Below are 19,338 nucleotides of genomic sequence, written 5' to 3' on the forward strand. Positions count from 1 at the left end.
GAGCTTGCGGGCAGCAGAGCAGGCGAGATAGTCGCGCCCGACTGTCGCGAGCGGCCCTCCGCAGGTGCCGCAGAATGCAAGACCGGTCAGATGAGGCTGCTCAATTTGCTGAAACTTGTTTTGATGCCCACACAAAGGGCAGAACGGACCACGGCTCCCATAGTAGGCGCACATGTCTCACTATTAAATTTTGCTTGTCCTCCTTGACGGATCACTGCGCCAAATGCTGCCATGGGCAGGCATTCAGCTGGCCTGGGAGGCTCCAATGAGATTTTTTCTGACATCGACAGCAATTGTTTCTGTCGCATTATGTGCGACCTCTTCCAAAGCTCAGGAGTCCGCGCAAGGTGGGCAGGTCGGGGAGATGACCATATCGGTTGACGATATGCGCGAACCCGCGCCCGCAGATTTCTCGCCTTATGCCGGCCGCGACTTTCCGACTCGTCCCCTGTGGGGCGATACCCACCTGCACACGTCCAATTCGCTGGATGCGCGTGGATTTGGGGTCATCCTGAGCCCGGATGACGCTTATCGATTTGCACGGGGTGAGGAGGTCACGACATCACACGGCCTCCGCGTACAACTGTCTCGACCGCTCGACTGGCTTGTTGTTTCCGATCATTCGGATGCCATGGGGGCAATGAATGAAATCATTGCGGGAAACTCGACGCTGATGCGTGATCCAACGCTTCGAGACTGGAGCGAGCGACTTAATGCAGGTGGAGACGTTGCTCTCGGTGCGACTATGGAGGTCATTGAGACATTTGCCGGAATTACCGGGGAAGCCCTTCCCGAGGCTGTGTCGGATCGCAGGTTCGTGCAGTCCGTTTGGGACGAGTTCACGCAAACTGCCGATCATCACGATGACCCTGGTTCGTTTACTGCGTTCATCGGATACGAATGGACATCTACCGAAGCCGGCAACAACCTCCATCGCAACGTGATTTACCGTGATGATGCCATTCGCGCACGGCAAATGCTGCCCTTCACGACCGCAGAAACCTTTAATCCGGAAAAGCTGTGGGACTGGATGGAAACATATGAAATGGAAACCGGCGGTCGTGTTCTGGCCCTTGCCCACAACGGCAACGTTTCCAACGGCCTTATGTTTCCGGTCGAGACCAATCCGGAAACGGGTGAGCCTTTGACGGCGGACTACGCTGAACGGCGCGCGAAATGGGAGCCGATGTACGAGATCACCCAGATCAAGGGTGATGGGGAAACCCATCCGTTCCTAAGCCCGAACGATGAATTCGCGGACTATGAAACCTGGGATAAATCCAATCTTGGCCCGACGCCCAAAGAAGACTGGATGCTTCAGTACGAATATGCCCGCGAGGCTCTGAAGAACGGTCTCAAGCTGGAAGCGCAACTTGGCACCAATCCGTACAAATTCGGTGTCGTGGGTTCGACCGACAGCCATACCGCGTTGGCGACGGCGGAAGAGGACAACTTCTTTGGCAAGCACTCAGGCGTCGAGCCGGAGCCCGGTCGATGGCAGCATGTCGTAGGTGAATTTGACGCGTTGAGGATCCTCGGGTGGGAAATGGCAGCCTCTGGCTACGCGGCGGTTTGGGCCGAAGACAACACGCGCGAAGCCATATTCGACGCCATGGAGCGCAAAGAAGTTTATGGAACAACCGGTAGCCGCATAACGGTTCGTTTCTTTGGTGGCTGGGACTTCACAGAGGAGGACGCGCGATCACGTCTGCCTGCCGAAATAGGATATGACAAAGGCGTTCCCATGGGCGGCGACCTCTCTGAAGTGCCCGAGGGCGCGGATGCACCGACATTCCTTATTGCTGCTCTCAAGGACCCGTATTCCGGCAATCTCGACCGTGTTCAAGTTGTGAAGGGTTGGGTAAATGCCAACGGCGACACGGAAGAGCAGGTGTATGACGTGGCGTGGTCGGGAGACAGGCAACCGGATGCCGATGGCAATCTACCCGCAGTGGGTAGCACCGTGGATGTCGCAACGGGTACGTTCACCAACTCAATCGGTTCTCCGGAGCTGTTGACGGTTTGGAAGGATCCCGACTTCGATCCTTCATTGCGGGCATTCTACTACGTTCGTGTTTTGGAAATTCCAACGCCCAGGTGGACAGTTTACGATGCCGTTCGGTTCGGGGACGAACTGCCCGCAGATGTGCCTACCTCAACACAGGAGCGCGCGTACACTTCGCCAATCTGGTATACTCCAGAAGGCTGAGATGTCCGGCAACCGACTTTGACTGTGACCGAAGCCCCTTAGCTTCCAAGGCAGCGACACAAAGCGAAATCCGTCCTTTCAGGCGGTTACTTGGGGCTCGAAGTTGATTGTGGATTGAGCTGCTTTCGGCCAAGACGGTCAGACACAAAGACCGGAGGTGCGAGAAAGGCTCAATCAGCCTCTCTCGGTGGATTGTATCGCGTGTAGGAATAAGTCCAATGCCACCAACCTCGAACTTCGTCAGGTTTCGTATTCAGAGCGTTGCGGAGGCCAGCGAATGGGTATTCGCGGACGGTTTTTCGAAAGTCAGCCGTATTCGTCGAAAGCGCGCTTTCGAATCGTCGAACTTCTTTCAACCAGGTCTGCCTCTAACCTTTCAGGCTCAGGTCTCTCCTGAGTGGAAATCCAACGCGCCAATGCGATCGCTGCCCTTTCACCCATTGTTGAAACTGGAAGATGAACTGTTGTGATGGAAGGTACAGCCACGGCAGAGCTTGGCAGGTCATCCAGGCCCATTAAAGACACCTCGTCCGGGACACTGATGCCGTTGGATTGAAGACCAAACAAAACCCCTAGTGCCACAACGTCCGACAGACACAGGATCGCATCTGGTTTGACCGACCTGTTGACGATGCGTGCAGTAGCCTCGGCGCCGCCCCGGAGGCTTATTTCGGTTTCAACTGTCGTTATCTCGCCATCCCAATTCAGCTCGTGCAGCCCGGAAAGTCGGGCCTGTGTTCGGTCATTGTTGTGAACAGGGCCGTGAACAACTGCAATCCGCCGGTGTCCAAGCTTAATCAGATGCCGTAGGGCCAATTGTGCCGCGGCCTTGTTATCGTATCCAATCGTTGGAAAAGGGTTGGAGACGTCAAAGTATGATGTGACGATCGTGGGGATTCTTGTGCGCTCGATCAGGTCGTGAAATTCAGCGGCGTGTGTTGCGCCAGTAATGATCAGCCCTTCAGCCCCGATATCAACCAGCCCCTTCGCCTTTTCGGCTTCAACTTCCAGGTCTGACTCAGTTGTGGCTACGATCAGTGAAAGCCCATCTTGGGACAGTCTGCGTTCGAGCGCTGCAAGAAACCGAGCGAAAATGGCATTGTCCAACGTTGGTACCAGCGCACCCACGAAACGGGTCCGACCAGAGTTGATTGCTCTGGCGGCCGCGCTGGGGACGAATCGAAGATCCGCAATTGCTTTCTGAACTTTCTCCAGAGTTTCCTTTTTCACAACACCCGGTTCGTTCAGCACCCGGGATACGGTTGCGACCGATACGCCCGCTGCTTTCGCAACATCTCTGAGATTTGCGCGTTTTTTCAACGTCGGGTCTTTCTGTGTCACGTGGTATCGCGCCTATTTTTTCTACCTTCAACGAAAGTGTTGACATATGTAACTAGTTTCATCAACCTCTGTAACTAGTTTCATAAATGAGAATCCTACGGCAACATGCATGGTTCAGCTGTCCTACACGAGTTCACGAATGCCGGGTTTGTTAGCCCGGGACGCAGATTCCCGGGCTTTCCGAAGGCCTCGGGTGTCCGAGAATATGTGCTGGCGCCACGCGACGCGCACCGTGTTGAAGCCGCCGAGGGCGACCTGCTGTCATTTGAGGCGACATCGCAGGGTTATCCGCTGGACATTGTTGCGTTTGCCGATGGGAGGCCTGCACTTGCTCGACTGAAACTGCAAGCGAACGGAGCGGTTGATCAGGGTGCATTCAACAGCGACCCTTATACGGGTTGGATTGGTACAAATGGCGGAGATCCAAGGCAGGAAGTCGCGTGTTTCAGGCTAATGGCCTCATCAGAACCGCTGGTGTTGCGTGTCGAAAAACGCGTGACAGTTTGGTTGATCAGGCCAGCGCTCATTTCTGGCTTGGTTGAGGGAACCGATACCGGATGCGTTACGGTCTCCCATCAATGTGCAGCCTCAAACCAGCCTCAGCTGCCGCCACTTCTGGGAGATGTCCGGGACGAGTTTACTGTACCGAGAGGAACGGCGCTGGCTTACGAATTGAAAGCGGGCGAATTCGTTCAGATCATCGACGTGGAAGGGCAGCAGTGCTCGGACTTCATGGTGCTTCGTTCCGATGAGCTGCAACATGGAGTCGAATGGATGATCGACTCGACGGCGACGCGATCAATGGTGCGACGCGCCTATCCTGGCCCGGGGTTGCTGGACAAGTTCTACGATCGTGAGATGCGACCACTTCTCAATGTGGTGCAGGACACCTGTGGGCGCCACGACACTTTCGGTCTGGCCTGCACCGCCCGAGGTTATGAAGAGCGCGGCTTTCCCGGCCACGTGAACTGTTCCGATAACATGTCCAATGCGCTGGCGCCTTACGGTGTCGCGCGTCGTTCGGCCTGGCCCGCGATCAATTTTTTCTGGAACACATGGGTTGATCCGGCGACGCATCACATTCTGACCGAGGAGTCCTATTCCCGCCCCGGTGACTATGTCGCCATGCGCGCAATGGAGGACCTAGTGTGCGTTTCGACCGCTTGCCCGGACGACATTGACCCGATCAATGGCTGGAACCCGACGGATGTGCACGTCCGCATCTACCGCCCAAAAACGCCGATCCGCCGTGCGGTTGCCTATCGTGAAAAGGAAGATGCCCCGATGTCGATCAGTCAGGAATCCGCATTTCATGATCGGCTGGCCCCGTTGACCCAACAATTCGCGCCTGCACGTGATCTATGGGCACCAGTCAGCTTTCCGGCGCACGGCACCTTGGGTGAATACTGGGCCTGTCGTGAGGCCGTGACAGTTCAGGACATGAGCGGGTTGCGCAAATTCGATATTGTTGGCCCGGACGCCGAGAAACTGCTGCAGCAGGCAACAACTCGCAACGTGGCGAAGCTGCCGGTCTGGCGTGGGTCTTACACGTTGATGTGTGACGAAAGCGGCTCGGTTATCGATGACGGCACGCTTTTCCGTCTTGCGCCCGAAATCTTCCGTTGGTGCTGCGGATCCGAGGAAAGTGGTCGTTCGCTGCAGGCATTGGCGACGGATATGGGCCTGCAGGTTCGGGTGCACGCGATGCGGAACGCGATGCCAAACCTTGCCATTCAGGGGCCAAAATCCCGCGATTTACTGCGCAAGATTGCCTTCACTCAGCCACATGTGCCTTCGCTGGATCATCTGAAGTGGTTCGGGGTCACAATTGCCCGGCTCAATGATCGCGATGGTGCGCCATTCATGCTCTCACGCTCGGGTTATACCGGGGAACTGGGTTACGAAGTCTTCTGTTCCAAGACCGACGCGCTAGCGATCTGGGATGCGGTGATGGAGGCGGGTGAAGAGTTTGGGATCACACCCATGGGCTCTGCCGCACTGGACATCATCCGGATCGAAGCCGGATTGGCCGCGGCAAATGCCGAGTTTGCGCCGGGCGTCGACGCGTTCGAGGCCGGTTTGGACTTCGCGGTCGATCTGAACAAGGCGAGCTTTACGGGCAAATCTGCGCTTGAGCGAAACGCGCGAGAGCCGCGCCGCGTGCTCAAGGGATTGTTGATCGGGTGCGATGATGTGCCTGCTCATGGCGCTTCGGTCTTTGCTGGCGAACGGCAGGTGGGCGTGGTCACTTCGGCCATCCGATCACCGATGCTTGAACACGCGATCGCCATGGCGCGGCTGTCGGTCGAGCATGCCGAGAACGGCACGCAACTTGAAATTGGGCAACTCGACGGGCGGATGAAACGCCTGGGGGCAACGGTATCGGACATTCCATTCATAGACCCGCAACGCAAGCGGGCGCGCGTCTGATGGCGCATCCAACACAACGCAACGGGAGAATTTGATATGAAGAAACTGACAACACTCACGGCAACACTGGCTTTCGCCTTGGGTGCTACTTCAGCGTTGGCGCAAGACAAGGTCATGGTGGGCGAACCCAGCTGGCCCGGCGCCAAAATCATGAGCCGCGTCATCGGGCAGGTTATCGAAACGCGTTTGGGCGGAGAGGTCGGTTATGCGCCGGGAGCAAACGCCGTGATCTTTGCCGCAATGGATGGTGGGCGAGGGGACATTGATGTACACCCCGATGTCTGGTTGCCGAACCAGTCTTCCTTCACCGATGAATACGTCGACCAGAAAGGCACCGTCGCGCTGTCTTCAGGCAGCTATGAGGGCCGGGCGGGGATTTGTGTTCCCAACTACATGGTCGATGATCACAGCATCAAATCGATCTATGATCTGGCCACACCTATGGCCCAGGAATTGTTCGACTCTGACGGCGATGGCATGGGCGAAGTTTGGGTTGGCGCGTCGGGCTGGGCCTCAACCAACACCTTTAAGGTGCGTGTGCGCGACTATGGTATCGAAACGTTCCTGACTCCGACAACCGAAGATGAGACGGTGTTCTATTCCCGTCTCAAAGATCAAATCGACCAGAAAAAAGGCGCCGCTTTTTACTGCTACGCGCCACATTATGTGCACGCGCTGTATGATGTGACAATCCTTGAAGAACCCGCACACGACGCGGCCACATACAAGATGGTTCAGCCGGATCAGGACGCGGATTGGTACAACAAATCGCATGTCAGCACAGGCGAGCCTGTGAAAACCGTGACGGTTGCCCACTCCAAATCTCTGGAGCAGCGCAATCCAGCCGCAGCTTCTTTTCTGAGCAACATCAACATGAATGCCGATCAACTCAGCGGCCTGACCTACGAAGTTGTCGTTAAAGGGCGCGAAACGGATGAAGTTGTGGCCGAATGGATCGCCGCGAATGGCGATACCGTCGACGGCTGGCTGGGACTGAAAACCAACTGATACCCAGCGCCCCCAGCCAGGTTGTCGGGGGCACATTCTAAAAGCTAGACCAAGGTGGGGCCAGTATGACAGCGGATATCGCAATCGATGCACGCGGCGTGTGGAAAGTGTTCGGAGCACGCGCGCGGGACGCACTGAAGGCCATTCACAGTGAAGGGTTGAGCAAGGCCGAGGTGTTGGAGCGGTTCAACTGTGTTGTCGGCGTCGCTGATGCCAGCTTTGAGATCGAGCGCGGTGAGCTGTTTTGCGTCATGGGCCTGTCCGGGTCCGGTAAATCGACCCTTGTGCGCCACGTGAACCGTCTACTGGAACCTACCGACGGCCATATCTACCTGGACGGCGATGACGTGATGGGCCTGAACGACGACGGGCTTCGCGATTTGCGGAACCGCCGCGTCGCCATGGTGTTCCAGAACTTTGGCCTGATGCCCTACCGCACGGTGCGCGATAACGTGGCCATGCCTCTGGAAATTCGCGGTACGGGCAAGGCACGTCGCTGGGAAGAGGCAGATCGCGTTCTCGAACTGGTAGAGCTCAATGGCTGGGAAGACAAATACGCACATGAGTTGTCCGGTGGCATGCAGCAGCGTGTCGGCCTAGCCCGGGCGATCGCTGCAGACCCCGAAATCCTGCTGATGGACGAACCATTCTCGGCACTCGATCCGCTGATCAGGAAGCAATTGCAAGACCAGTTCATGGAACTCAGCCACAAGCTCAACAAGACCACGATGTTTATCACCCATGACCTTGATGAGGCGATCCGTATCGGCCACCGCATCGCGATCATGAAGGATGGGCGCATCGTTCAGATCGGCACGCCGGAAGAGATCATCCTCAATCCCGCTGACGATTATGTCGCCGATTTCGTCGCCGGGATTTCCAAGCTCAACATGATCTTTGCGCACTCGGTGATGAAACCGGTCGACGAATTCGAGGCCCATCACGGCGAAGTTCCCGATGACGCCAAAGAGGCCCATCCCGACATGGATCTGTCCGACCTGATGAACCTTTGTGTCGAAGGGCACGGAGTGGTCGCAGTCACCCAAGACGGCAAGACCGTGGGCGTGATCAACCGCGCAGGGCTTATCCGCGCCATTCAAAACAGTCAGGCCTAAGGGGACAACGATGAAACACGTTGATGCACAGCAGGTCAAACCCGAAACTGCCGACCGTCTGGAAGGTTTGATCGGTGATTTTGTCGGGCAAAGCCAAGCGTATTATCAAAAGACCTTTGCCTATATGATGCAGGCGCCGGGTTATCGGTTCACCCTGAACAAGGCTGCCGCCGTTCTCGGCCCGATCTGGTTCGGCGCGCGAGGTCTCTGGTCCTGGTTCCTGGGCTTTCTGGTGCTTGAAACACTGGCTTACATTCAAGTTGGCTTGGGTCTTTTCGGTGATCTGGGGCGGGAGTTTCGCGAACGGGCAGATCAGATCGAACAGACTCTGGCGCTGCGTCGACAGCAGATCGAGGCGGCGGAACAATCCGGCGCTGGGTCGCTGGATTCCCTAAAACGCGCGGCAGAGTCGCTGGAAGGCGCCCTGGCCGGAGCGCAGGAAGCCGCACAGAGCGCAGACTCCACCGGTATCACCTATCTGGCGGTCGGGCTTTTCCTGCTGCTAGCGGTCAAACTCCTCGCGGCGTCGTTGGCCAACTGGACGCTGGAAGGTCAGTTCGCGCGCTGGCGATCGGATTCCAGCGTGGCTCATGGATGGTCTGTGCCCCGGATGATCGTCGCGTCCGTGCTGACCCTGGTTGTCGTTGTTCTCTCTGCCATCAAGTTTGCGCAACCTGATGCGCTGTCTGTTCTAAAGACCTTTCCGACAAACCGGGATTGGCGGCTCAACGTGGGTGACGGCGTACAGGCCGTATTCGAGTGGACCAAAACAGCCGGACGCGGTTTCTTCGATGGGCTGACCTACGGAATGCGCACCCTTCTGGACTGGATCGAAGTGGTTCTGGTCGACACCCCTTGGCCGGTCGTGGGACTGGTCATAATCATGCTGGCTTACCTTTCCGCTGGCCCGCGCGTGGCAATTTTCACCGGTGCGGCATTGGCTTATCTCGGCCTGCTGGATTTCTGGGAGAAGGCGATGACAACTATTGCCCTGCTGGGAGCCGCTGCGTTGATCTCGATCACGCTGGGTATTCCGCTTGGCATTTACTGTGCACGCCGCCCCCGCGCGTTTGCCATCGTGCGGCCAATCCTGGACTTCATGCAATCGATGCCGTCCTTCGTGTATCTGATCCCAGTTGTCGCCTTCATCGGGTCCGGCAAACCTGCCGGAGTCGTTGCGACAATGATCTTTGGAAGCCCACCGGTGATCCGCTTTACCGTTCTGGGTCTGCAGCAAGTGCCGGACACCGTGCGCGAGGCTGCCCTCGCATTTGGCGCAACGCCGCGCTATCTGCTGTGGAAAGTAGATCTGCCGCTGGCGCACAAGACCATCATGGCTGGCGTCAACCAGACCATACTTATGTCACTTGCCATGGTCGTTGTTGCATCACTGATTGGTGCGAAAGGCCTGGGCGAAGATGTGCTGGAGGCTCTGCAATATGCTGCCGCTGGGCAAGGCATACTGGCGGGTCTGGCAATCCTCTTCTGTGCTCTCATTCTGGACCGCATTGTGGCAGGCAAGAAATGACCACGGCTTTCCGGTAGCACCGGTTTGGCTGCTTCCAGTTTTCGGATCTGGTGGTTCGGCATGTAGGAACAGTGATCGGTTCAGGCATTCACGGCAAGATGCTTGGTCATGTGAAAACGGACCGGTCACAGACGAGCGGCAAAATATTGATTTGTCGTTGATGTTTTCTGTTATTCGTCAAAACCAAAAGCCGTGAAATCCCTCTAAGTACCGCGTGCGCCAGCTTGACGTCGCGGGGCAGACCAGGGTGTGATAGAGTATACTCAGGTTAAAAAATCTGCTGTTACTTATGCTTAGATGCCAAACTCATCAATTCCGTCTCGGCTTGCGGATGGGTCTTTGCTTTTTCTGGGGCCTGGCACTTTGCCTGAGTATTGCGACATCAGCCGAGGCAAAGCGTGTGGCGCTTGTAATCGGCAACGCACAGTATGACCACGTTTCGGACATTCCCAACTCGGCCAATGACGCCAGGGACGTAGCCGCCGCGCTTGGGCGGATCGGGTTTGTTGTCACCGAAAAATACAACCTCGATTATCGAGAAATGCGGCTTACCCTTCGGGATTTTTCCGAGGAAACAGACGACGCAGATATGGTGCTGGTCTACTTTGCGGGCCACGGAATCGAAATCGACAATACAAACTATCTGATACCCACAAACGCGGAACTCAGAAGTGACAAGGATGTGGAGTTCGAGGCCATCCGGTTGGAGACATTGCTGAATTCAGTTTCAACGGCCAAGGGCCTGAAACTGGTTCTTGTGGACGCCTGCCGGAACAACCCGTTCGTGTCGCAAATGGTCCGAACCACGGCGACCCGGTCGATTGGCCGGGGATTGGGACGTATCGACCCGGGCGGCGTACTGGTCGGGTATTCCGCGCGCAGTGGGACGCTGGCATTGGATGGCGTGGGCCGCAACAGCCCTTACGCGCAGGCTTTGCTGGAGCATATCGAAGTGCCCGGTCTGGAATTGGGAAAGCTCTTCCGCAAAGTGCGGGACACAGTTTTTGACCTGACCGAGGGCTATCAGGAGCCGTTCACCTATGGCTCACTGCCCGGGCGCGACATCTTCCTTGTTCCTGCAGCAATCAAGGCTCCTTCAAGCGAATTAGAGCAAAGCACTGCGACCGCAGAACCCCTCCCTGTTGATGAGCGCGAAGACGCGGCTCAACGCGTCCTGCGCGAAGCACTGAAGCTGGAAGATGATAGTGTGAAGAAGGGCGCATTGGAAATGATCGCGCAACTCTATCCGAACACAAGGGCCGGACAGCACGCTGGCGAGGTCGCTGGCGCGATTGGCAATCAGGCTCAGCCAAAAACGAAGGCCTCGGATGACCAAAGGAATGCAGGCGACCTGTCCTTGATGTCGAAGAATACAGCCGACCAGGGGGGGCGGGAGAATGCGCAACAAGACATGGCGCTGGAAACCGAAACTGCGTTGAACTTAAGCCGAAGCGACTATCGAAGTATTCAGCGCGGTCTGAATGCTCTGGGCTATTCCGCCGGGCCAGTTGACGGGATATTCGGTGCGCGGTCTCGCACGGCGTTGCGTCGATTTCAGGGGCAAGGCGGTTCAGAGGGAACCGGATACCTGACCGAGAAAAGCTATGCTGTTCTGAAAAACATCGCGAAACCCGAACCGCCACTTGATAGCAATGTGCAGCCTGACAGCCGCGTTTCAGTGGCGTTGCCAAATCCCCGTGCCGAGGCGTCCAGCCCGCTGTATGGGGATTATGTCATCGATATCAGCCGACGGGCGAACCCCAATGGCAAAGACGCGGGTTCAGGCACAAAGCTGGTCTTGCGATTACACTACCGCAAGTCCGCCAACGGGTTTCAGTTGATCAGTGCTCAGGAATTCGCCAAGGGCGGAGCGTCGCGGCCCAAGAGCTATAGCGCATCGCTTTCTGATAGCGGTCAATTGCGCGTGTCCGGCCGCACGAATTACTTGTTCAAGAGTTCGATTGTTGTCGGATTCTCGATAAGTCAGAACCTGCCGCCAGATTTTTCGGCGGGAAGGTCGCTGAGCAGTACACAGGGCCGATTTGACAAAAACTGGTTTGTGGACGTCAGGATTACGAAAAGATAACGCTCATCATGGCTGGTCGACTTTATTGGCCTGCACTGTCGGAAGACGTATGCAACCGCAGTTGATACGCGGACGGGAAGGCTTTGCTGCCCCGCAATGACCTGGTTTGTTAATCCCAACGGTAATTGAAGCTGACGCTGATCCGTTCGTCCTCGGCCATGTTCATCGGAACCTCATGGCGCAGCCAGCTTTCCCACAGCAACACGTCCCCCACCTTCGGCTTTACATAGATGAACGGCTGCAACTCGCGCCGACCACCCTTGAGGCGCGTGGGGGCGGCCATCATGCGGCCGGACCGAGGGTCTTCTAGTTTCAGCGCGCTGGCGCCTTCTGGCATCGCGACGTAAGTTGTGCCTGAGATTACGCTGTGAGGGTGCAGGTGGCTGGAATGCATCCCGCCTTCGGGCAGGATGTTGATCCACAGATCCTCAAGCTTCAGTTCTCCTTCGCCCAGGTCAAACTCAAGATCCTTGGCAAACGCGGCCACGTGCTGATCCAGAACCTTGACCAGATCGGCAAATATTGGGAACCGCCATGGCAGATCGGTCAGGGAGGCGTAGCTGGTATAACCGGGATAGCCGTTTTCCTCACACCAGTCCTGTCCGGCCTCATCATCCTCGGCGATGACCAAGCAGGAATTTTCCAGCTCTTCCGGATCGATCTTCGGATCGAATTCAGAAAGGGCAGCGCGGTAGAGGCGGGTGACGAAGAGTGAATCAATCTGTGGCATGGGCCGGGCATAACCCAGCCCTTGCAGCAAGGCCAGTTAATGTTTCTGGGGTTACGTTTTAAGGGGCCCTTTGCCACAGCGCGGGATAGGGCGGCCACCATCCGCATAGGCAAGGCACAATACAATCTCGTCCGGTTTCGGCGCATCTGCTACATTCAGTGTCATCGTGTCGAAATGAGCGAAGGACCACGGGTTGTCCTTGTGTCCCAGCGGCAGATCGATCGCGCAACCTGGTGCACCCAGTTTTGCATTTGATGGGATCACAGCCTCGCCCCCGCCGGCCGCCGCGCGCATCGGGGCGCCAAGCTTGGGGTGAATCACAGCCCCGCCTTGTTCGAGATCTCCGTTTATGCCGACGATGGCCGCCTTGCCGTATGAAACCGGATCTCCGTCCAGCTGCCCAATTGCTTCGGCAGCCAGATCGGCACCAAGCGCTCCGCCGATCTCGAACAAGTCCGATAAGTCTTCTGAAAACTTGCCTGCCAGAGGGTTTTGAAAGACGGCCATAGCTGCCACGCGAACGATGGGCGGGCATGGCTGGCCCAGTTGATCTGTGGTAATCACTTCTTTGATAAGCACTTTCTTGCGCAACTGAACCATGGGAACCTCCGGCTAACTGACTGACAGCCTAGGGGTGCCTTCGTATTTCGTCGAATCCAATCACACGACCGCGAATGCAGTGCATCGTTGAAACAGAAAACCCCCGCCGGTGTCCCGGCGGGGGTCTTTTCAGTCACGAACGGGGTTGCCCCCAATCGCTTACCAGTCTTCGCGAACCACGACGCGGGTCTTGATCGGCAGCTTCATCGCGGCCAGGCGCAGGGCCTCGCGGGCGATGTCGTCATTGACGCCGTCGATCTCGAACATCACGCGACCGGGCTTGACCTTGCAAACCCAACGGTCGACGGAACCCTTACCTTTACCCATACGAACTTCGATCGGCTTTGCAGTGACCGGAGTGTCGGGGAAAATGCGGATCCAGACACGACCCTGACGCTTCATGTGACGCGTCATGGCACGACGTGCAGCTTCGATCTGGCGTGCAGTTACACGCTCAGGCTCGATGGCTTTCAGGCCGTAAGTGCCAAAGTTCAGATCAGAGCCGCCCTTGGCTTCGCCCTTGATCCGGCCTTTGTGCATCTTGCGGAATTTTGTACGCTTTGGTTGAAGCATATCTTTCCCTCCTTAGCGACGACCGCCACCAGCACCACGAGGTGCAGGGCCGTCCTGGAGTTCCTGTGCTTTACGGTCACGTGCCTGCGGATCGTGCTCCATAATCTCCCCTTTGAAGATCCAGACCTTGATCCCGATGATCCCGTAGGGGGTCATCGCTTCGGCATGTGCGTAATCGATGTCGGCACGCAGGGTGTGCAGAGGCACGCGGCCTTCGCGGTACCACTCGGTCCGTGCGATTTCGGCGCCGCCCAGACGACCTGCGACGTTCACCCGGATACCCAGGGCGCCCATGCGCATGGCATTCTGAACCGACCGCTTCATTGCGCGACGGAACGAAACACGACGTTCCAGCTGCTGAGCGATGGACTCGGCAACCAGCTGCGCGTCAAGCTCGGGCTTGCGCACTTCGACGATGTTCAGGTGCAATTCGCTGTCGGTCATACGTGCAAGCTTTTTGCGCAGAACTTCGATGTCTGCACCTTTCTTGCCGATGATGACACCAGGACGTGCTGTGTGGATCGTAACGCGGCACTTCTTGTGCGGACGTTCGATGATCACACGGGCAACACCGGCCTGCTTGCACTCTTTGTTGATGAACTCACGGATCTTGAGGTCTTCCAGCAGAAGATCACCGTAGTCCTTGGTGTCGGCGTACCAGCGGCTATCCCAGGTGCGGTTGACCTGCAGGCGCATGCCGATCGGATTTACTTTATGACCCATTAGGCTTGCTCCTCAACTTGACGCACCTTGATGGTGATCTCCGAGAACGGCTTCATGATCTTGCCGAAACGGCCACGGGCACGCGGGCGACCGCGCTTCATGACCAGGTTCTTGCCAACCCATGCTTCGGCGACGATCAGTTCGTCAACGTCCAGGTTGTGGTTGTTTTCGGCGTTCGCGATTGCGGACTGCAGGCACTTCTTGACGTCCTGCGCGACGCGCTTGTTCGAGAAAGTCAGGTCGGTCAGAGCCTTCTCAACTTTCTTGCCGCGGATCATTTGCGCAACCAGGTTCAGTTTCTGCGGGCTGGTACGAAGCATGCGCGTTTTCGCCATTGCTTCGTTTTCAGCCACGCGGCGGGGGTTCTTTTCCTTGCCCATGACTTACTTCCGCTTCGCTTTTTTGTCTGCGGCGTGGCCATAATAGGTACGGGTCGGCGAGTATTCACCGAACTTCTGACCGATCATGTCTTCCGAGACGTTTACCGGGATATGCTTCTGGCCGTTGTACACACCAAAGGTCAGACCCACGAACTGGGGCAGAATGGTGGAACGACGCGACCAGATCTTGATGACTTCGTTGCGGCCCGACTCGCGCGCTGCTTCGGCTTTTTTCAGCACATAAGCATCGACGAAAGGACCCTTCCAAACAGAGCGAGACATAGATTAACGTCCCTTCTTCTTGGCGTGCCGCGAGCGGATGATCAGCTTCTGGGACGCTTTGTTCTTGTTGCGGGTACGCTTACCCTTGGTGTCCTTACCCCACGGTGTAACCGGCGTACGGCCACCCGAGGTACGACCTTCACCACCACCGTGCGGGTGATCGATCGGGTTCATTGCAACACCACGAACCGACGGACGAACGCCCTTGTGGCGCATACGACCGGCTTTACCGAGGTTCTGGTTCGAGTTGTCGGGGTTGGACACGGCACCAACGGTGGCCATGCATTCCTGACGGACCATGCGAAGCTCGCCCGAGCTCAGACGGATCTGAGCGTAGCCGCCATCGCGACCAACGAACTGAGCGTAAGTACCGGCCGCACGTGCGATCTGACCACCTTTGCCAGGCTTCATCTCGATGTTGTGGACGATGGTACCAATGGGCATGCCCGAGAACGGCATTGCGTTGCCCGGCTTGATGTCAGCCTTGGCGGATGCCACGACTTTGTCACCAACAGCCAGACGCTGCGGAGCCAGGATATATGCCTGCTCGCCGTCTTCGTATTTTACCAGTGCGATGAATGCGGTCCGGTTCGGGTCATATTCGATCCGCTCGACGGTTGCCGCGACATCAAATTTGTTCCGTTTGAAGTCAACGATCCGGTAGAGACGCTTTGCGCCACCGCCGCGGCGGCGTGAAGTGATCCGTCCGGTGTTGTTCCGGCCGCCCGATTTGGTCAAACCCTCAGTGAGAGACTTGACCGGACGTCCTTTCCAAAGCTCCGAACGGTCGATCAGCACCAGCCCGCGCTGGCCCGGCGTCGTCGGCTTGTACGACTTGAGTGCCATGCTTTCTGTCTTCCGTTTAGCAAGTGCAGGGGATTTCCCTGCTATGTGATAGGCCCCCGTAGGTGCCAAGGGTATAGGGCCCCGAAGGTCCCCGGTTACAAATATCAGAGGCCCCGGAACGAATCCGAGGCCGTAAGATTGGGTGCGTGTAACAGGGTTGGGGGTGGGTGTCTATAGGGGAACTGATAGATCACCCACTATCCAACACTACGAATACAAAGCCTGCGGAATAGGGTTTGGAACATTAACGCTCGAGAGATCAGCCAGAAGCGACTTCGCGTTACCAACACGCAAATCTGTAGCCTTTTCCGGCTTACGTTGCGCTGTTTCACTCCAAGGGTCAGGATACCCCTCGTAAGCCAAGAAAACAGCAGTAGCGGCCAATTCCAGTTCAATTGAATCAGCCTTTGATGCAATAGTCGCGAGAGAACTCCGAGCGTCAGTACCTTCTAATTCTGGGGCCTCGTCGACTGTGTAAGTTGAATATGTGCCTCCCCAAGCTGCGTTGTCTTGGCGTTCATGCAAACTACCCAAGAGAGCACCAAACTTAGCAGAAGAAGCAAGTTGCTCGCTAAAAGGACCATAATGTTTATAAGAAAAGCGAAAGCTGTCATCGAGGCCAGTCGCAGCCAGCAAGTATGCTATTTTCTGAAGACGAGTACGGCCTACGATCTTGCCACCCGCATCCTGAATGATCTTCGCCACTTCTTGGATCTTAACATCGGACATCAGTTGATCTCCCCTTCAATGATATCTTGAATTACTTTTTGGGCTTCTTGGTCGGACTCATCATAATATGCGCGGTTAAGCTTATAGACTCTGAGAGAGTCCACAATCTCAGAACGCTGAATAATATCAATCAACTCGCCACCGTCTGTGCGAACATTGATTTGCTCGGTCTGTCCATTGCCACCGCTCGGTTTATACGGCTTTCGCTCAGCAACATCATTGATGATGCGCGGAGCGGCCCCTTTTTGCTTTTCTTGCCACTGTTGTAGCTTTAGGTACACAGAAGCGCAACATTTATCAATTTTGTCTACATCTTGATCAGCACCGGAGTTGTAGGGATCACATCTATGAGCAACCTCTGCCCGGATATCGAAACACTTGTAAAGTTTACGATTCAGCAGTCTTTCAGAAAACTTAGAAAGAACAGGGTCATCCGCTTCGCGCAAAAGATGAAGGGCACCCCAAACAACCGTATCATCCAAAGTCAAGGCTGTATCCACACTCTCAGGATCATAAGCAAACTTAACCAACGGATGGTTCGTAGGTAAGCCTGTCTTAGCGAGCGAACCGTCATTCACCAACTGCACCACACGAACCAGAATTTCTGCAAATAGCTTCTCTGCACCTCGAGTAGTCTTATGAAAATAAATTGTCGGGTATAGTTGGAACAGCCCCATTACGTAAGCTTCCGCTGCCTGTATGGCCTTCGGACCAATGACAAAAATTGGCATGGAACCAAGCTTTGTATCATCGATGCCCGTCGGAACATCAGCAATGTCTAGATTTGCAAGCAGCCAAGTCAGATCAATAGCCGAATGCTTGCTGCCGGTCATAAGTCGGTCTCGCTGCATATAATCCAAGCGATCTGCGTCAAATTGGCTGGAAACAACGGAATTATGAAGGGTGATTTGCCCTTCTTTCTTTATCATATTGGCGACATTCGATGCGAAACCCGACATTATCTCGGTATTCAAGATTTCTGCAATCTCGCCATTTCGAATAAGTTCATCACTCATCACTTCATGATCAGCCAACTTTAGATCAAGACGCTTTCCAACGGTCTCAAACGCATGACTGAACGGCCCATGCCCAACATCATGCACTAGCGCAGCAGCAAGCGCGATACCCTCCCGCGTTTGGTTGTACGGTGCCTTTTTACGAACGATTTTCATCAGCTCACGAGCAGTATGAAAAACGCCAACGCTATGTGCAAATCGAGTGTGAGTTGCGCCAGGGTAAACGAGTTCAGAAAAGCCAAGTTGCTTAACCCTACGCAGCCTTTGAAACGGCTGGCTTTGAAGGAGCCGCCAAACTACCCTTTCGAGCTCCTCACTTGTATCAAATTCGATCAGATCATGTACCGGATCTCTAACTCTTTGAATCGGGTCTTTCACGTTTCTAGTCGCCAATTTGTTCTCTTTTTGTTCTATACACTTTTCACTCAAAGTCAAGCCTACAAGCTCAACAAACATTCACAAGCCAAAGTTGTGCGACAAACTGATTCACACTCAGCTGCGGAATAGCACAAAAAAAACCCCCGCTTTCGCGGGGGCTTTTATCTCTCTCCAAAGACGGGTTCGATCAGAAACCGGAGGACACGACGATGGTGTTACCTATTTCCAGGGTCACACAGGCTATCTTAAGTCTTTCCGCTTGCCCAACTGTCCGCGGTAACTACCGCTCACCCATACAACGCCCGCGCCTCGGCAAAGGACAACAGGCGACGGCTTTTCTCATCCCACAAATGCAGGCGCGCGTTGGCGAGGCTCTCACGGATGGACATCCGGTTGCTATTTGCCAGTTCATCATGGTCGCGCAGCACTTCGGTCAGGCGGTAGAACGGGATGCGGCTGTACAGGTGGTGGACGTGGTGGATGCCAATATTGGCCGTGAACCACTGCAATATGGATGGCAGGATGTAATGCGAACTGCCGTGCAGGGCGGCCTCGTGCAATTGCCAGTCCTTGTCGGGATCCCACTGCGTCTCTTCAAACTGGTGCTGAACGTAAAAAAGCCAAACGCCAGCCGCAGCGGCAACCAGCGTTGACGGCAGAAAGATCAGCACCATCGGCATCAGGCCACCAAAATAGTAGATCGCCCCCAGCACGGTCAGAATGGCAAGGTTTGTCACCATCGCGCTGACCCAGAATTTCGGAATTCCTGTCAGGCCTAGCGGCAGGCGGTTCTGGAACAGGAACAGGTAGCCGGGGCCAAAGCCGAACAAAGTGACCGGATGACGATACACGCGGTACCAAAACTGGCTCATCGGCTTCAGTGCGCGGTATTCGTCCACCGTCAGCGTATGGACGTCGCCCATCCCGCGCTTGTCCAGATTACCGGAAGAGTTGTGATGCGTGGAATGCGTACGACGCCAGACGTCATAGGGCGTCAGGGTCAGCACACCGATCCCCCGCCCGACCCAGTCACTGACCGTCCGGTTCGTGAAAAACGCCCCGTGCCCACAATCATGCTGTATGGCAAACAGGCGCAGCAGGAACGCCGCATTCATAACCGAGATTGCAAAGGCCAGCCAGTAGCTGACAGACAAAGACGCCCACGCCAACGCCCAAAGCGCGATGAAAGGGATTATGGTGGCTCCAAGCTCGAACCAACTGCGCGGCTGGCTCGGTTCCCGATATTTTGCCAGTGTCGACACCCAATCCCGCGCAACGGTCATATCCGGGTTGTCCCGGGTCGAGAAAGAGGATTGGGTCATGCGCCTGCCATATCTTTTGTTTGTTGCATCCCAGATAGACGA

Annotated in this window: 17 protein-coding genes; 6 read left to right on the forward strand and 11 right to left on the reverse strand. The window is 55.9% G+C overall.

Going from position 1 to position 19,338, the window contains the following annotated elements; genetic code table 11:
• Positions 1–265: 265 nt before the first annotated feature.
• Complete coding sequence (locus ACR0J2_RS21820; protein ID WP_480813837.1) at positions 266–2,209, forward strand: DUF3604 domain-containing protein; 1,944 nt, start codon at positions 266–268, stop codon at positions 2,207–2,209.
• Between the two features lie 306 nt (positions 2,210–2,515).
• Here ACR0J2_RS21820 and ACR0J2_RS21825 read toward each other — a convergent pair whose 3' ends face one another.
• Positions 2,516–3,550 (reverse strand): LacI family DNA-binding transcriptional regulator, encoded by a 1,035-nt coding sequence (locus ACR0J2_RS21825; RefSeq protein WP_321249202.1) that lies wholly within the window; start codon positions 3,548–3,550, stop codon positions 2,516–2,518.
• Between the two features lie 207 nt (positions 3,551–3,757).
• Between ACR0J2_RS21825 and ACR0J2_RS21830 the strand changes: the two genes are divergently transcribed.
• From ACR0J2_RS21830 to ACR0J2_RS21850, 5 genes are all read left to right on the forward strand, one after another.
• Entirely contained in the window at positions 3,758–5,980 is a 2,223-nt protein-coding gene (locus tag ACR0J2_RS21830) for a DUF1989 domain-containing protein (protein ID WP_480813838.1), read from the forward strand.
• A 36-nt stretch (positions 5,981–6,016) separates the two neighbouring features.
• Positions 6,017–6,988, forward strand: coding sequence for an ABC transporter substrate-binding protein (locus tag ACR0J2_RS21835; protein WP_170615789.1), 972 nt, complete (start codon positions 6,017–6,019; stop codon positions 6,986–6,988).
• A 65-nt stretch (positions 6,989–7,053) separates the two neighbouring features.
• Entirely contained in the window at positions 7,054–8,103 is a 1,050-nt protein-coding gene (locus ACR0J2_RS21840) for a quaternary amine ABC transporter ATP-binding protein (RefSeq protein WP_480813839.1), read from the forward strand.
• Positions 8,104–8,113: 10 nt separating this feature from the next.
• Positions 8,114–9,631, forward strand: coding sequence for an ABC transporter permease (locus tag ACR0J2_RS21845; RefSeq protein WP_480813840.1), 1,518 nt, complete (start codon positions 8,114–8,116; stop codon positions 9,629–9,631).
• 331 nt (positions 9,632–9,962) lie between these two features.
• Entirely contained in the window at positions 9,963–11,717 is a 1,755-nt protein-coding gene (locus ACR0J2_RS21850) for a caspase family protein (protein ID WP_480813841.1), read from the forward strand.
• A gap of 109 nt (positions 11,718–11,826) precedes the next feature.
• Here the strand turns inward: ACR0J2_RS21850 and ACR0J2_RS21855 are convergent, their stop codons facing one another.
• The 10 genes from ACR0J2_RS21855 to ACR0J2_RS21900 all read right to left on the reverse strand — a co-directional run bounded on the left by ACR0J2_RS21855 (position 11,827) and on the right by ACR0J2_RS21900 (position 19,296).
• Positions 11,827–12,447, reverse strand: a complete 621-nt coding sequence (locus tag ACR0J2_RS21855; protein WP_480813842.1) for a 2OG-Fe(II) oxygenase family protein — start codon at positions 12,445–12,447, stop codon at positions 11,827–11,829.
• A gap of 51 nt (positions 12,448–12,498) precedes the next feature.
• A complete protein-coding gene (locus ACR0J2_RS21860; protein ID WP_480813843.1) occupies positions 12,499–13,047 on the reverse strand; it encodes an amino acid synthesis family protein in 549 nt (182 codons plus the stop codon).
• Positions 13,048–13,206: 159 nt separating this feature from the next.
• Positions 13,207–13,620: a 50S ribosomal protein L16 gene (gene rplP / locus ACR0J2_RS21865; RefSeq protein WP_170615802.1), complete on the reverse strand. Its 414-nt coding sequence runs from the start codon at positions 13,618–13,620 to the stop codon at positions 13,207–13,209.
• A gap of 12 nt (positions 13,621–13,632) precedes the next feature.
• Positions 13,633–14,343: a 30S ribosomal protein S3 gene (gene rpsC / locus ACR0J2_RS21870; protein ID WP_008758042.1), complete on the reverse strand. Its 711-nt coding sequence runs from the start codon at positions 14,341–14,343 to the stop codon at positions 13,633–13,635.
• Positions 14,343–14,723 (reverse strand): 50S ribosomal protein L22, encoded by a 381-nt coding sequence (gene rplV, locus ACR0J2_RS21875; protein ID WP_039538267.1) that lies wholly within the window; start codon positions 14,721–14,723, stop codon positions 14,343–14,345. Before rplV ends, rpsC begins: the two co-directional genes overlap by 1 nt.
• A gap of 3 nt (positions 14,724–14,726) precedes the next feature.
• Positions 14,727–15,005 carry a 30S ribosomal protein S19 gene (rpsS, locus tag ACR0J2_RS21880; protein ID WP_005980699.1) on the reverse strand — a complete coding sequence of 93 codons (279 nt, stop codon included), beginning with the start codon at positions 15,003–15,005 and terminating at the stop codon, positions 14,727–14,729.
• A gap of 3 nt (positions 15,006–15,008) precedes the next feature.
• Entirely contained in the window at positions 15,009–15,851 is an 843-nt protein-coding gene (gene rplB, locus ACR0J2_RS21885; RefSeq protein WP_008757664.1) for a 50S ribosomal protein L2, read from the reverse strand.
• Between the two features lie 207 nt (positions 15,852–16,058).
• On the reverse strand, positions 16,059–16,580 hold the full coding sequence (locus ACR0J2_RS21890) for a hypothetical protein (protein WP_480480352.1): 522 nt from the start codon (positions 16,578–16,580) through the stop codon (positions 16,059–16,061).
• Positions 16,580–18,052, reverse strand: coding sequence for an HD domain-containing protein (locus ACR0J2_RS21895; protein ID WP_480813844.1), 1,473 nt, complete (start codon positions 18,050–18,052; stop codon positions 16,580–16,582). The genes ACR0J2_RS21890 and ACR0J2_RS21895 overlap by 1 nt, the downstream gene beginning before the upstream one ends.
• Positions 18,053–18,261: 209 nt before the next feature.
• Positions 18,262–19,296 carry a fatty acid desaturase gene (locus ACR0J2_RS21900; RefSeq protein WP_480813845.1) on the reverse strand — a complete coding sequence of 345 codons (1,035 nt, stop codon included), beginning with the start codon at positions 19,294–19,296 and terminating at the stop codon, positions 18,262–18,264.
• Positions 19,297–19,338 lie beyond the last annotated feature (42 nt).

It is taken from the genome of Ruegeria sp. CG4 (genome assembly GCF_056537185.1).

Bases quoted from the DNA above. Each gene is read 5' to 3' on its own strand.
- rplV (WP_039538267.1), bottom strand. From the start codon at position 14,723: ATGGGCAAGGAAAAGAACCCCCGCCGCGTGGCTGAAAACGAAGCAATG.
- ACR0J2_RS21900 (WP_480813845.1), bottom strand. From the start codon at position 19,296: ATGACCCAATCCTCTTTCTCGACCCGGGACAACCCGGATATGACCGTT.
- ACR0J2_RS21890 (WP_480480352.1), bottom strand. From the start codon at position 16,580: ATGTCCGATGTTAAGATCCAAGAAGTGGCGAAGATCATTCAGGATGCG.
- ACR0J2_RS21840 (WP_480813839.1), top strand. From the start codon at position 7,054: ATGACAGCGGATATCGCAATCGATGCACGCGGCGTGTGGAAAGTGTTC.
- ACR0J2_RS21860 (WP_480813843.1), bottom strand. From the start codon at position 13,047: ATGGTTCAGTTGCGCAAGAAAGTGCTTATCAAAGAAGTGATTACCACA.
- ACR0J2_RS21850 (WP_480813841.1), top strand. From the start codon at position 9,963: ATGGGTCTTTGCTTTTTCTGGGGCCTGGCACTTTGCCTGAGTATTGCG.
- ACR0J2_RS21895 (WP_480813844.1), bottom strand. From the start codon at position 18,052: ATGTTTGTTGAGCTTGTAGGCTTGACTTTGAGTGAAAAGTGTATAGAA.
- rplP (WP_170615802.1), bottom strand. From the start codon at position 13,620: ATGCTTCAACCAAAGCGTACAAAATTCCGCAAGATGCACAAAGGCCGG.
- rplB (WP_008757664.1), bottom strand. From the start codon at position 15,851: ATGGCACTCAAGTCGTACAAGCCGACGACGCCGGGCCAGCGCGGGCTG.
- rpsC (WP_008758042.1), bottom strand. From the start codon at position 14,343: ATGGGTCATAAAGTAAATCCGATCGGCATGCGCCTGCAGGTCAACCGC.
- ACR0J2_RS21820 (WP_480813837.1), top strand. From the start codon at position 266: ATGAGATTTTTTCTGACATCGACAGCAATTGTTTCTGTCGCATTATGT.
- ACR0J2_RS21845 (WP_480813840.1), top strand. From the start codon at position 8,114: ATGAAACACGTTGATGCACAGCAGGTCAAACCCGAAACTGCCGACCGT.
- ACR0J2_RS21835 (WP_170615789.1), top strand. From the start codon at position 6,017: ATGAAGAAACTGACAACACTCACGGCAACACTGGCTTTCGCCTTGGGT.
- rpsS (WP_005980699.1), bottom strand. From the start codon at position 15,005: ATGTCTCGCTCTGTTTGGAAGGGTCCTTTCGTCGATGCTTATGTGCTG.
- ACR0J2_RS21855 (WP_480813842.1), bottom strand. From the start codon at position 12,447: ATGCCACAGATTGATTCACTCTTCGTCACCCGCCTCTACCGCGCTGCC.